This is a genomic window from Bacillus sp. CDB3, assembly GCF_002081505.1.
Taxonomy (GTDB): Bacteria; Bacillota; Bacilli; order Bacillales; family Bacillaceae_G; genus Bacillus_A; species Bacillus_A cereus_AT.
In genome coordinates, this window is record NZ_ALBR01000065.1 from 1 (window position 1) to 13924 (window position 13924).

The following is a 13924-nucleotide window of genomic DNA, read 5'->3' on the forward strand; positions in this document are numbered from 1 at the left end:
AATTAAATTTAAACTTAAACGTAAAATAAACGTAACGTAACGTAAGTAACGTTAACTACTTACGTAACTAACGTAAAGTAACGTAGTACGACGACGCTACTTTTTTTTACATTCATTTCGAACTGGCTTTGGCGTTACACCTAAATGCTCATTTAACTTATTCGAAATATCTTTCACATTTTTTTCGTTTGGAATGTAATAATAAATACCACCAATACGTTTATCAGTACCTTCAATTTGCATTTTTTCCATTTGCAAGTCAGATCCAGCCATATTTTTCGTAATAGCAAGCATGTCATCAAACGTTAAGTTTGTTTTCATATTTTTATCCACTGCATCAAGTAACGAGCCCATTTTGCTAATTGATTGAACAGACATAGCTTTTTTCGCAATTGCTTCAATTACAAGTTGTTGTCTTTGACCACGCATTGCATCACTATCAATTTTACGCGTTCTTGCAAGTGCAAGTGCTTGTTCTCCATTTAAATGTTGGTAACCTTTTTCTAAATGGATCATACCAGCTTGATCTTTACTATCTTGTTCAGTGAAAGTAACTGGTACATCAATATCAATACCACCAATTGAATCGACAATTTGTACGAATGATTCAAAGTTAAACTTCACATAATAATCAACAGGGACATTTAAAAATCTTTCCACCGTATCTCGGGTACTTTCCACGCCACCAAATACGTGAGCATGAGTAATTTTATCTAGTTTTTTTCTAGTTGGAATATAAACACGTGAATCACGTGGAATACTTACTAGCTTAACAGACTTATCATCTTTATTAATTGTTGCTAATAAAAGTGCATCTGTTCGAACCGCTTCGCCATATTGGCTTTTTCTCATTTCACTTCCATCTACACCCATAATTAATATTGAAATATTATCCTTTAAAGGTTCAACTTCTTTATCACGCTTTGATGACTTATCAATTTTTGCATACGCATCACTTACAACAGCTTTTGCTTTGTTATATATAAACGAACCATATCCTACTCCTCCAAAAATAAGTAGGAAAAATGGAATTAATATGAACCATTTCATTGACTTTCTTTTAGAACGCTTTTTATTACTTCTCGTATTTTGTTCTAATTCAGAGCTCATACCCATTCGCCTCTCTTTCTCTTTACCAAGTATAATGTAAGTCTATTTATCTTCATATTGAATTTCCTTTCAGTAACCTTACAATTTTGTAAGGTTACTACTTAAACCCAATATGTATTCCATTTCACATTATACTCTCGTACTTATTTTTGGCAAGTCACTATTTGCCAATTTCAAAAATTTAGCACTTCGCAACATGTGAATTTACAAATTTATTGACTCGTTCATTTTAAATTAGGATGTTTTTTCCCTAACAAACGATAAAAATAAAGAGTCCAGCTAGTTATGAAATCTCTATGGATACAGTATATTTCACATTATTATTTCTCAAACGGCGTATACATGCTTTTTTTCCCCTGATTATAAATGAAAGCCGACTTTGCTTTTATTTTCGTTTTTTCTACTTCCCTATCTTCATTTGAGAAGTTCACAATAATTTTAATATCTTTTCCATAAGAAACAGATTGTACTAGCTTATCTTCTGTCAAATATGCAAAATTCGTCATCTCTTCTTTTACTGCTTTTTCATGAACTTCATTCCAAACTTTTAGATGCTCTGTAATTTCTTTTTTATGCTTATTCCACTCTACTTCATCTAAATGGTACAACGGAGGAACATTATACAATAATTCGGATAGCATTCGATTTCCAACTTCATCTTTTACTTTTAAACTTCCCCATTCCCAATGATGCGTTGTAATAACGGAATCGTTGTATACTAATTTATATAATGGTACCGAATATACTGGATTTAAATATACTTGTTTATATTCTTCTTTCAATGGCACTTGTTTTGCATATTTTTCAGGAACATTTTGATTTGGTGACCAATATCCGCCTACATAATACGGACTTGTTTTGTTTTTTCTCATATCTTCATCATCCCATTTAATAACAGGCGTTTCAATTCCATGAGCAAATGCAATCGTACTACTAGCAAAATCATTTCCGCCCTCAGAGCCAACTACCATACCTTTTTCTTGCGCAATATAATCCATTCGTTGTAATCTTGCTTTTAAATCTTGCTCTTGTGTCGTTATATGTTTCGCTGAATAGTCATCGTAAATTTCACCTGTTGCATCACAATCAATAAACCATGAATTATATTTAGGACCATTTTGTAATATATCGTTCATTCTTTCTTTTACGCTAGGAAGTGATAATGTCGGATTTAGTTTTCGTCCTCTACCTAAAAATCCTTGCACCTTTTCTCCATTTTTCTTCGTTACAGTTGCCTCTTCATATAACGATGGATCATTAAAAGATGCTGTATTCCAATTCTTATCACCTTTCTCATGAATTGAGTGATAAGAATCATACGGACCAACTAAATACCCCATTTTCTTAGCTTCTGTAACGAAATTAGGCTGCATATATCCTTGTTCCCAGTTCGGTAGACCAATCCACGCTTTGTCTATTCCTGCTTCTTTCATTTCCTTTATAATATCTGTCCCATCTGCGTTACCCCATTTACTTACTTCTTCAACCGCATCACCAAGTATCGACTTTAATAAATGCTTATTTAAGTTATATAACTCCATCTTCGATAAGTGATCCATGCCTTTCTTTAATAGTGCACTAGCTTCCTGATCAACTTTAGGAAAAATATCCTCTTTATAAAATTCCTTCATTGATAATACTTCGTTTACATAACGCAAAATAACATTTTTTTGATACTTATCGATGAAATCTTGTTTACTTACTTGCTCAAATACATTCAATTCTCCAGGTTCTGAACTATTTTTTTGAATAAGCTCTTTTATATGGCTAAATACAGGGCTATTTATTTGTTCTCTTAACTTCAGCCAATTTACATTACTTTCTGATAACCCATTTTGATTCCAAAAATAAAAATGAGCCGCCCCGTATAGCTTTTCGATTTCTTTATTTTTTCTAGCCTTTTCTTGTAATGTTTTAAATTCACCTTTTTCAATAATATAATCCTTATACAGTTTAGCAATACTGACCGCATCATTATTTGTCACATATAATTGAAATCCATATGTTTTATTTTTATTTATGCTCGGGAATTCATGTGTAAAATCAAATCCTATTTTCGGATCCGAATGAAATTTCAATTCATTATTAAACATATTGTTCGCAATATATACTATTGAATATTTCGAACCATTTAATGCGAAAAACTTCATAGAAAATGATTCAGCAAATGAATATGCATCATCCTTTAAAAACTTCTTCCAATTCTCATCATTGCTCGGAATTTGCTTACCTTCCCATAACGGAAGTGTATAATTTTCAGCCTCTACTTTCGGCCACGTAAAGCTTTCCGCACCAGTCGATTCCACTTCAATGTTTAAGTGGTCTTTTTTCTTTTCTAAGTTTACTTTTACTTTTTCATCTGGATATTCCCACGATGTACGATCCTTTTCTTTTTTTACATTCGATACCTTCATTTTCGGTAGGGGTTGTGATGCCTGTTCCTTTACACCCTCATGTTCTACAGTTATTGTGAATGTTTCTGGATTTACATCGTAAGTAAAATCTTTATACGTCGCTTTCTTTATTTTAGACTCTTGTACAGTATTATTACCTTTTACATCACAACCGACTAAAGTCGAAAATGACATAGTTGTAAGAAGACATATCGCTATCATTTTTTTCATCCTCTGCACCTCCACCAATGAATATACAGGTGCTTTGTTACAGGAATGTGGCAAAAAATAATAGAGCTAGCATATTGCTAGCTCTATTTGGAGTATTAAAAAAGGTGATATGAACAACTTTAACTCGCTTAGAAGATATGTAATACGATAACTGCTTTTTTCTTTTTCACTAATTATGAAACTAAGCAAATCAAAATTTTAACAAACATTCTTTAACTGAAAAAGTAAGTGTATACAAAGTATCCTAAAAGTAGTACTAAGATGATTATCCCTGTACCTTTCCAATTCATACCGCCTGCCATATCAACAGGACTACCTGATTCCGCTCTATTGAGTCCATCACTCAAAGAACCGGTAGGATTATTTTTCAATTCACTTTGTCTTATGCGTTCTCTTTTTTCTTCTGGTGACTCTTTTGAACTCATATAATCACCTCTAGAATTAATACGCTCTTCACTTAATTCTAAAATATTGGTATTCATTTCATATGCCAATTTAAAATGGATTTACAACGTAAAGAAAGCTAATGATGCTAGCTTTCTTTATAATCCAATATGTTCTTCCTTATTTACAGTAATCCCTTTATGGTCGATTTCAAGCTCACATACTTTCATAGCTGTAAATACTCTCGCTAATTGCTCCGCAATTTCTTGTCGCTTCTCATATGGAGTTAATATAAAAATGGATGGTCCCGCACCGCTAAGCGCTGTGCCATATGCTCCGAATTCTTTTGCACATTTACGAATTGATGGTAATAACGGTACAAGTTCTAAACGATACGGCTCGTGAAAATGATCTCTCTCCATCATTTCACCTACAACTTCCCACTTCTTTTGACAAAACGCAGCTACTAATACGTTACTTATCGCACTAGCCTTAACGGCTTCATGAAATGGAAACATCTCTGGTAATACAGATCGACTCTCGTCCGTATTTAGCTCTTCATTCGGAATAAGAGAAATTACGCCTAATTCCTTACTTTCAATCCTTACGACGGAAACATTCTTTCCATCCAGTGCTCCGATTACAGTTCCACCTAATATAGAAGCAGCAACATTATCTGGATGTCCTTCAAAATTTGTTGCAATTTGAACTTTCTGATCAGTTGTTAAGTTCAAATTTCCAAGCTGATTCGCAAGCTCTATTCCTGCTACAATTGCTGATGCACTACTTCCTAAACCTCTTGTCAGCGGAATATTACTAGTAACTTCTATTATATAGGGTGATAAAGAAGGACACACTTTACATGCCGTGCTAACAATTAAATTTTTATCATCTGTTGGAATTGAATCTTCAAAGGAATGGATTACTTGCCATTTATCTGCCTCCGCCTTTACCACCACATCTAAATATAATGACAACGCTATTCCTACTGAATCAAATCCAGGTCCGACATTCGCTGTACTAGCAGGGACACGTACTCTCAATGGTATCACGACATAATCACCCCTTTAATATGATCTTTAATTTGCTCTATATCATTTGACACACTTGCAATATCTAATTTATTAGAAGAAATTGCGATATCAGGATCTTTCAAACCATTTCCAGTTAATACCGCAACAACTGTTTCTCCCTTTTTAATTTTTCCAGATTGAACATGTTTGATTACGCCTGCTAATGAAGCATTTGATCCTGGCTCAGCGAAAACCCCTTCAGTTTTTGCTAATAATCTATACGCGTTTAAAATTTCTTCATCTGATACCATATCTATTTCACCATGAGACTGCTCAGCAGCCTCTACTGCATACGACCAACTCGCTGGGTTACCGATACGTATCGCTGTTGCAATCGTTTCAGGTTCTTCAATTACATGTCCTTTTACAATTGCAGCTGCTCCTTCGGCTTCAAAACCGTGAATTCTTGGTTTTTTATAACCCTTTTCTTTTTCATATTCACAGAATCCTTTCCAGTATGCTGTTATGTTCCCTGCGTTCCCAACAGGAATAGCTAGAACATCTGGTGCATTTTCCAACTGGTCACAAATTTCAAATGCTGCTGTTTTTTGCCCTTCAATTCGGTAAGGATTTACTGAGTTTACTAATGTAATCGGCTCTTCTGCAGCAATATTTCTTACAGCCTTAAGTGCATCATCGAAATTCCCTTCTATTGAAATGATCTCCGCTCCATAAGCAACTGCTTGCGCTAATTTCCCATGCGCAATCTTTCCTTCTGGTATTACGATAATACATTTCATTCCGAGGCGTGCCGCATATGCGGCAGCTGATGCCGATGTATTACCTGTAGATGCACAAATGATGGCCTCTGAACCTTCTTCTTTCGCCTTTGCAACTGCCATTACCATGCCACGGTCTTTAAAAGAACCTGTTGGGTTCGCTCCTTCATATTTTCCGTATAACTGAATCCCTAATTGTTTTGATATATTTAATAATGGAATCAGGGGTGTATTCCCCTCCATTAAGCTGACATCAGGTGTGTTTTCATTCACTGGTAAATAAGAAGCATACTGGTTTAATAATCCTTTATACATATTGTTTTTCCTCCTCAATAATGTAGTAACTGTTTATTTCACTTGCGACAGCTTCTATCGCTCCTAAAACTCGTTCGAATTGATATTTTGAAGTGTGATGTGTCACAACAACGACTTCTGCAAGTTCACGATTCAAAGGTAATTGGATAACCTCTTTTAAACTTACAGAATAACTAACGAAACATTCTGTTATTTTTTGCAACATCCCAGGCTCATCTCGTAATGAAATACGTAAGAAATATTTCGAAACTACTTCTTCATCTCCTTGTAATTCGTACGGCTCTGGTTCTTTTAACACACTTTTATTTTTCGGAACTTGATTCATATTTTTAACGATTGAAATAATATCACTTACTACAGCAGAACCAGTTGGTAACTTCCCAGCTCCAGGTCCGTAAAACATCACTTCTCCTACTGCTTGACCATGAACATACACCGCATTGAATTCATTATTCACATTCGATAGCGGATGATGACTTGGTAATAAAGTCGGTTCTACACTTAAGTGAATGGATGATCCTTGTTTTTCAGCTTTACCAATTAGTTTCATAGTAAATCCTAATTTTTCGGCCATCTCTAAATCTTCTTTTTCAACCTTTCGAATACCTCTAACTTGCACATCATCTAATGCAACATTCATCGAAAAACCTAAGTTTGCAAGAATTGCTACCTTTCTCGCAGCATCTAGTCCATCTACATCCGCTGTCGGATCTGATTCTGCAAACCCTAATTTTTGCGCTTCCTGTAAAGCCTCTTCATACGACCATCCATTTTGACTCATCTTTGTTAACATATAATTTGTTGTTCCATTTACGATTCCCATTATTTTTTCAATTTGATCTGAAGCTAGCCCGTCTGCTAATCCTCTTAATATTGGAATCCCACCCGCTACACTCGCTTCGTAACATAGGTCACATTCATTTTTATTTGCCAGTTGCAGAAGTTCCGCACCATATACAGCCATTAAATCTTTATTTGCTGTTACGACATGTTTCTTACTTTGCAAAGCCTTCATAATATGCTCTTTCGCTTCTTCAATTCCGCCCATTACCTCTACTACAATATCAATATTTGAATCATTTAGAACTTCATCGACATTACTTGTTACTACGATTCCATCAATACAAACATCACGTTCTTTTTCCAAATCACGTACAACGACTGTCTTTACCTTTACTTCATATCCTGTATCAAGAGTAATTTTTTTATAATGTTCTTTCAAAATATGGACAACACCACTTCCGACAGTACCTAACCCTAATACCCCAACATTAATAACGTTATTCATCTTCTAATCTCCTCCTAAATAGTTTAATTGTTACACCTATGAATCACCTTACTCTGCTTTTTAATCATGCAGGTGGTGGTTATTTCCGTACGTACTAAACCCTTCATGTTACCGCACCTCCTTTCAAAGTGACAAAAAAACACACTCATCCCTAGGAAAGGGACGAATGTGTTTTCGTGGTTCCACCCTTGTTCCAACCTAGACTTATTTCCTTCTAGATTGCTCAAGTTCAGATAACGGCTGATACCGTCAATAATTACTAGATTACTCGTTCACTATTGAAGTTCAAAGGTGGTAAAACCATTTCTCGTGTTAGGAAGCTCACACCCTTGGCTTCCCTCTCTGTAAACCGTAAAAATGATTTCATGTCCTTATCGTTACTTTTTCGTTCATATATATTTGTTAACTCATTATACTCGCATAAAAAACAAAAGCAATATATTTTTTAATTATTTTAAATTTTCAATCTTAAAAACTATAAAAAAAACACACTCATCCCTAGGAAAGGGACGAATGTGTTTTCGTGGTTCCACCCTTGTTCCAACCTAGACTTATTTCTTTCCAGGTTGCTCAAGTTCAGATAACGGCTGATACCGTCAATAATTACTAGATTACTCGTTCACTATTGAAGTTCAAAGGTGGTAAGATCATTTTTCGTGTTAGGAAGCTCACAGCCTTGTCTTCCCTCTCTGTAAACCGTAAAAATCATCTCATGTCCTTATCGTTACTTTTTCGTTCATGTCTATTTGTTAACTTATTATAGTTATGAAAATTTTAAAAAGCAAGCCTATTTTTACTCACTATTTTAAAGATAATTTTTCATTATATTTCACAATAACATTTTACAATGACTGCTCTTATTACTTTTTTTGCAATTTACTATCTTGCAAATCAACAGTTCATATATAAATATTCCATTTTAAAACGAGAAGATCTCCACTTTCTAAAACTATATCAATAAAGAATTTTTTTAATACAATCTTTTCGTATAACTTTCTTCTAAAGAACGTGCAACGTCCTCTTCTGAAGCATTCACTTTCGCATGCTCCAGTAACATCTTCGCTGCTGAAGGTAACTCTTTTTTATTTAACCACGATTCTGGATCCCACATTTTTGAACGTATAAAAGCTTTTGCACAATGTATATAGCACTCCTCTATCTCAACAACAATTCCAAGTAACGGATTACGTCCATTCGCCTGCATTTCTCTCAAAATTTCTTCATCGTTTGTAATGTATGCTCGGCCGTTTATTCGGAGTGACTCACCGAGACCAGGAATGAAAAAGATTAATCCTACGTGCGGATTCGAAATAATATTTAAAATAGAGTCTATACGACGATTACCCGGCCTTTCTGGGATGATAATTTTATTTTCATTTAATACATATACAAATCCAGGTGCATCTCCTCTCGGCGAAGCATCACACTCTCCTAATTTATTTGCAGTAGATAATACTAGAAAAGGAGATTTAGACAGAAAATCTACACAATGGTGATCAAGTGATGAAATAACTTTTTTCAAAGCCCGCTCACTTGGTTGCCCCAATATTTGTCTTAATTCTTCCTCAGTTGAAATTATTGATTTTATTTCCTTATTCTCTATCTCCACTTATAGCCACTCCTTTTTCTTTATTTTCCCAAAATTCAATACAAATATTGTATAATAAAATTTGCAGAAAGGGGAATTAAAATGACAGAGTGGTTAACGATATTTGATTCTGAAAAAAATACACTTGGAAAGAAATTACGTAATGAAGTGCATCGTGACGGTGATTGGCACGAAACATTCCATTGCTGGTTTGTAGAAAAAGATGATGAAGATATGTTTTTATATTTCCAATTACGCTCTAAAAATAAAAAAGAAGCTCCAGGTATATGGGATATTACTTCAGCTGGACACATTATGCATGATGAGGATGTACTAATTGGTGGCCTACGTGAAATTGAGGAAGAATTGGGTCTTTCCTTCCAAACGACTGATTTAACATACAAAGGAATCTATAAAATAGATTATGAAATTTCAAACCTTACTGATCGTGAGTTTTGTCATATGTATTTTCACAATGTAATAAAACCACTTCCATTTGCACCAGGTGAAGAAGTAGACGATGTGATGAAAGTACATGCAACTTCTTTTCTACAGTTATTAAAGAGGGATATTTCATCTATAACGACTATTTCTGCTCTAAACAATAAACCGATAACGATAACATTTGAAGATATTTATCCGTATGACCTTGAATACTATGAATTTGTTGTAGAACAAGGAAAAGAATTGCTAAAAAATAATAGTTTGTAAATAAAGTGAAGGCTAATAATCAGTGGGGGTTGTTCATCCCCAACTGATTATTAGCCTTCACCAATCGGGCGTTTACGGGCAGTTGATCTCCCAGCTTATATTACCCGAGAGACCTATTTTATTTATCATTATTGTTCAAGTATCTTCAATCTTTTCTCTACTCGTACAAATAAGCGAATGATTAACAATAGCATAACAATCATAATCGCTATCATTGTGTGCGGATATCTAAACAGTATACTAATAACACTTCCAATTAACATCATGATGAATCCGTTTTGCTTCATCACTTCTGCACTATACCTATTACCAGCATCCCATAATTCCTTATTTTTCATAGATCGTTTCGTACGATAACCATATGCCGCGTTAATGTCTGTCGGTGGATTTTTTTGGAGTATAAGTGCCGCAAGTATAAATATAATACCAATCAATATGCTTATTCCTATGTTTACTAGTGCATCAATCAATTATATCCCCTCCTAACCTACACTTTCATTATACGACATAACCCTAAATTTCCCAATTGATAACACATTCACTTTCTTTCTTTCGATGTCTGGAACATACTTGGAAGTGTTACAAACCGAGCCCCTTTCATTTTTAACTGCGGAATGATTTTGTCTAGTGCATCTACAGATCCTTGCAAATGTCCGCCTGGAGTTGAATGCTGAAGTATGACACTACCTGGAAATGAATTCCCTAACACATTATTTGTAATCGTATCAGCACTTACACCTTTCCAATCAACCGTATCAACACTCCACTGTACAATCATAAAATTTTTCTCAGTTGCCCATTTCAATTGATTTTCAAGTATTTCACCATACGGCGGACGTATAAATTTAGGTGCATAACCAGCTAAACGATTTAATATTTCTTCCGTTTTTATAATTTGATTACGGTACTCAGCCTCATTTACTTTCGCTAAATTCGGATGGTTATACGTATGATTACCAATTACATGCCCTTCATTAGCGATACGCTTTACTACATTCGGATACCTTTCTGCATTTTCACCAAGCAGGAAAAAAGTAGCTTTTACATTATGTTGTTTTAACTTATCTAATATTTTTGGTGTAAATACTAAATCTGGTCCATCATCAAATGTAAGAGCCACTTCCGCCTTATTGTATGGTCCTGAAAATGCATACGCATATTTTTCGGCCCATGAAAACGGTGTCCATGATCCCCGATCCTCTTCTTTCATTTGGATTTCATAATTTTGAGGAACATGTAAAGCGTATGGCAATGAGCTTATATAGTCTCCATAATAAAATGAGTTATATGGCATATAAGCATACGAAACATTTCGCTCTAATCCCCATTGAAATGGAACGAACATCTCTGGTGAATAAAAATAATACATGATAAAAACCTCCCTAAAATTTCATATGTGATTCAGCTGCACTTTGTTAGAGAAATTCTTATTCATGAACAAAAATAAGACTGTCCATAATTAGGACAGTCTTACTACTTTATAAAATTAATATATCGTTGTACTATCTTTCGGCAAAGCTTTCACATGTTTTAAATAGCTCGTCACTTTGTCATCATCATCTTGCGGATATTGATAACCATAAGTACTAGCAATTTCATTCGCAGCTTCCCTAAATAAATCTCCCATTACAAAGAATGACTCCCATATGTTTTCATATTCAGCATTAGAAAAGGTCCTCTTAAATTGTTGCCATATATCTTTTTCAAAATATTGCTCGAAATGCTTACCAAACTTCCCTGCATTAACTGTAAAGTCTGTTTTCATACCAATATGCCATTCTAGCATTACGATTAACATATCTCGTACTGGCCCTTCAAGCATCCCTTTCGCATAAGAAAGTTCCTCGCGCCACAACCCTTTTCCTACGTTTGTACTGCACCACCAAAACTCATTACAGCAATCTAAAAATTCTTTTTCTGTTGGCTTTTTTATTAAGTAATCTTTATCGCTTGCTGGCGGAAATTCTCCCATACAATTATCTTTATCTAGAAGCAGCTTACTTAAACTATCTTGCCTAACGAATATATCTATCAAATCAACCGGAACTAGCGCTAAATCAATTCGGTTCCCATCCATAAACTGCATTAAATACGGAAACTTCCCGTCTTCATCTGCTGGAAGTAATGACATTTCTTCCGGCATTTGTACAATCATTATCTCTCCAAATCTTTGAATCCAATTATGATTAGACGTAAAAGATTGGATATCTTTTACAACATATATAATATCATAATCTTGAAAACAATCTCTTTTCACATTTGGATTTACACGTGATCCATTCATGATGACTGCTCGAATTCTTTCATCCTCATTTGCTGTATTAACAATTAAGTCCAACATTTCTTTTTCAGCTCTCATCTATTCCTAACCTCCAATTTTTATATAAACTTATATTTTTATGTATGTTGGAGGTCCACGAGCTAGCTGTGTTACACACGATACATGTTATAATTTTTGAAATTTCTTTTTCATCCCTTTTACCTCCTCACATCACTCTTTTACGACTGCCATTATAAATCCATCATACCCTTTACTTCCGACAGTTTGAAGCCCTGTAGCACTTACACGCGGTTCTGCAGCTATCAATTCATAGAAACGACGTATCCCTTGTACACGAGGATCGCTGCTAGTATTGTCAATAACTTCACCTTCACGTACTACGTTATCCCCAATAATTACGGTACCAGGGCGTGATAGTTTCAGCGCCCATTCAAAATAAGCAGGGTTATTTTGTTTATCAGCATCTATAAAAATAAAATCAAATGGTTCATACTTCTCATTTTCTATTTGTTGTAAAGAATCTAATGCTAATCCTACTCGTATTTCAATTCTATCACTCAAATTGGCACACTCAATATTACTACGAGCAATTTCAGCATGCTTTTCACTTGCTTCTAATGTAACAATTCGTCCTCCTAATGGCAATGCCCTTGCAAGCCATACAGTGCTATATCCACCTAAAGTGCCAATTTCTAAAATGTTACGAGCTCCTTGAATTTGTACTAATAGTTGTAAAAACTTACCCTGAGTTGGCGATACATCATGTGCCGGCAAATTAGCTGCAGCGTTTGCTTGAAGAACTTCTTCTAATATAGAATCTTTCGGTATTAATACATCACTCATATATTGATCAACAGCCGTCCATTTCTCAATCGTACTCATGTATATACCATCCCCTTAAAGTTTTTAATGCTTTTCTACCATGTACATCTAATTATACCGAAAATTCTGTTTCAAACAAAAAATAAAAAAAGGGACACCCACTCCATTACAGAATAGATGTCCCTTCTTTTTTTATAAATTTAGCCCTTACGGATTAGTAGACCAAAGTCCAGCTGATTTAATAAATGTGCGTTTATTTAATTTCAGCTGTGCTACGATAAACTCTGCAATATCTTCTGCTTGCATTACTTTATCTGGGTTTCCATCAGTTAACCCTAAATCTACAGCCATATCAGTTGCTACTGTACTTGGAGTTAACGCTGTTACACGAATGTTATGTTTACGAACTTCCATTGCTAACGATTCTGTTAATCCAAGAACACCAAATTTAGAAGCACTATATGCACTTGTTACTGGTGCACCTTTTTGTCCTGCTGTAGATGAAATGTTAATGATATCACCAGATTGTTGTTCAATCATACTTGGTAAAGCTGCACGAGTTGCATAGTATACACCCATTAAGTTTACTTGAATGATTTTTTCCCAATCAGCAACGTCTAGTTCTAAAAACTTACCGAACTTAGAGATACCAGCGTTATTAATTAAAATATCGATAGATCCTAAGCCGTTTTTTAACGTTTCAATTGCAGTCGTTACCTCTTCATACGAAGATACGTCAGCAGTCGCAATAACAGCTTTTACACCTTCAGCTTCTACTTCTTTCGCTACAGCTTTTAAGTTTTCTTCTGAACGAGCTAAAAGACCTACATTTACGCCTTCTTTCGCTAATGCAATCGCTACAGCACGACCAATCCCTCTACCTGCTCCCGTAATTAAAGCATTTTTACCTTGTAATAATTCTGCCAAGTATAACACTCCTTAATCATCTCAGTTGTTTATTATATTAAAAGTGTATCTATGTTTATGAAAAAAGGCAATGATGCACTTT

At 34.8% G+C, this 13924-nt stretch carries 13 protein-coding genes and 2 other annotated features; of the genes, 1 reads left to right on the forward strand and 12 read right to left on the reverse strand.

The genetic code is table 11. The features are described from left to right. Window positions 1–96 precede the first annotated feature (96 nt). From CDB3_RS14625 to CDB3_RS14655, 7 genes are all read right to left on the reverse strand, one after another. A complete protein-coding gene (locus CDB3_RS14625; RefSeq protein WP_128854990.1) occupies window positions 97–1110 on the reverse strand; it encodes an LCP family protein in 1014 nt (337 codons plus the stop codon). Between the two features lie 320 nt (window positions 1111–1430). Further along, window positions 1431–3734 carry a glycoside hydrolase gene (locus CDB3_RS14630; protein WP_128854991.1) on the reverse strand — a complete coding sequence of 768 codons (2304 nt, stop codon included), beginning with the start codon at window positions 3732–3734 and terminating at the stop codon, window positions 1431–1433. Window positions 3735–3946: 212 nt separating this feature from the next. Further along, a complete protein-coding gene (locus CDB3_RS14635) occupies window positions 3947–4159 on the reverse strand; it encodes a DUF6366 family protein (RefSeq protein ID WP_128855093.1) in 213 nt (70 codons plus the stop codon). Window positions 4160–4276: 117 nt separating this feature from the next. Further along, entirely contained in the window at window positions 4277–5170 is an 894-nt protein-coding gene (gene thrB / locus CDB3_RS14640; RefSeq protein WP_000612652.1) for a homoserine kinase, read from the reverse strand. Beyond that, a complete protein-coding gene (gene thrC / locus CDB3_RS14645; RefSeq protein ID WP_128854992.1) occupies window positions 5167–6225 on the reverse strand; it encodes a threonine synthase in 1059 nt (352 codons plus the stop codon). The genes thrB and thrC overlap by 4 nt, the downstream gene beginning before the upstream one ends. After that, window positions 6218–7513 carry a homoserine dehydrogenase gene (locus tag CDB3_RS14650; RefSeq protein ID WP_128854993.1) on the reverse strand — a complete coding sequence of 432 codons (1296 nt, stop codon included), beginning with the start codon at window positions 7511–7513 and terminating at the stop codon, window positions 6218–6220. The genes thrC and CDB3_RS14650 overlap by 8 nt, the downstream gene beginning before the upstream one ends. A 155-nt stretch (window positions 7514–7668) precedes the next feature. Next, window positions 7669–7900 (reverse strand) — a binding site (T-box leader). A gap of 115 nt (window positions 7901–8015) precedes the next feature. Then, window positions 8016–8247 (reverse strand) — a binding site (T-box leader). 236 nt (window positions 8248–8483) lie between these two features. After that, entirely contained in the window at window positions 8484–9122 is a 639-nt protein-coding gene (locus tag CDB3_RS14655) for a pyridoxamine 5'-phosphate oxidase family protein (protein WP_128854994.1), read from the reverse strand. An 81-nt stretch (window positions 9123–9203) separates the two neighbouring features. On the opposite strand from CDB3_RS14655, the gene CDB3_RS14660 reads away from it, so the two are divergent. Further along, entirely contained in the window at window positions 9204–9812 is a 609-nt protein-coding gene (locus CDB3_RS14660) for an NUDIX hydrolase (RefSeq protein ID WP_128854995.1), read from the forward strand. A 128-nt stretch (window positions 9813–9940) separates the two neighbouring features. Here CDB3_RS14660 and CDB3_RS14665 read toward each other — a convergent pair whose 3' ends face one another. From CDB3_RS14665 to CDB3_RS14685, 5 genes are all read right to left on the reverse strand, one after another. Next, complete coding sequence (locus CDB3_RS14665; protein WP_128855094.1) at window positions 9941–10279, reverse strand: SdpI family protein; 339 nt, start codon at window positions 10277–10279, stop codon at window positions 9941–9943. Window positions 10280–10350: 71 nt separating this feature from the next. After that, entirely contained in the window at window positions 10351–11181 is an 831-nt protein-coding gene (locus CDB3_RS14670) for a peptidoglycan-N-acetylglucosamine deacetylase (RefSeq protein WP_128854996.1), read from the reverse strand. Window positions 11182–11298: 117 nt separating this feature from the next. Beyond that, entirely contained in the window at window positions 11299–12171 is an 873-nt protein-coding gene (locus CDB3_RS14675) for an aminoglycoside 6-adenylyltransferase (RefSeq protein ID WP_128854997.1), read from the reverse strand. Between the two features lie 132 nt (window positions 12172–12303). Then, window positions 12304–12975, reverse strand: a complete 672-nt coding sequence (locus CDB3_RS14680; protein WP_128854998.1) for an O-methyltransferase — start codon at window positions 12973–12975, stop codon at window positions 12304–12306. Between the two features lie 147 nt (window positions 12976–13122). Further along, entirely contained in the window at window positions 13123–13842 is a 720-nt protein-coding gene (locus tag CDB3_RS14685; RefSeq protein ID WP_000818985.1) for a 3-ketoacyl-ACP reductase, read from the reverse strand. Window positions 13843–13924: the final 82 nt, after the last annotated feature.

Excerpts from the sequence above, each read along its gene's own strand:
- CDB3_RS14630 (WP_128854991.1), bottom strand. The coding sequence starts at position 3,734 with ATGAAAAAAATGATAGCGATATGTCTTCTTACAACTATGTCATTTTCG.
- CDB3_RS14660 (WP_128854995.1), top strand. The coding sequence starts at position 9,204 with ATGACAGAGTGGTTAACGATATTTGATTCTGAAAAAAATACACTTGGA.
- CDB3_RS14635 (WP_128855093.1), bottom strand. The coding sequence starts at position 4,159 with ATGAGTTCAAAAGAGTCACCAGAAGAAAAAAGAGAACGCATAAGACAA.
- CDB3_RS14675 (WP_128854997.1), bottom strand. The coding sequence starts at position 12,171 with ATGAGAGCTGAAAAAGAAATGTTGGACTTAATTGTTAATACAGCAAAT.
- CDB3_RS14680 (WP_128854998.1), bottom strand. The coding sequence starts at position 12,975 with ATGAGTACGATTGAGAAATGGACGGCTGTTGATCAATATATGAGTGAT.
- CDB3_RS14650 (WP_128854993.1), bottom strand. The coding sequence starts at position 7,513 with ATGAATAACGTTATTAATGTTGGGGTATTAGGGTTAGGTACTGTCGGA.
- CDB3_RS14625 (WP_128854990.1), bottom strand. The coding sequence starts at position 1,110 with ATGAGCTCTGAATTAGAACAAAATACGAGAAGTAATAAAAAGCGTTCT.
- thrC (WP_128854992.1), bottom strand. The coding sequence starts at position 6,225 with ATGTATAAAGGATTATTAAACCAGTATGCTTCTTATTTACCAGTGAAT.
- CDB3_RS14670 (WP_128854996.1), bottom strand. The coding sequence starts at position 11,181 with ATGTATTATTTTTATTCACCAGAGATGTTCGTTCCATTTCAATGGGGA.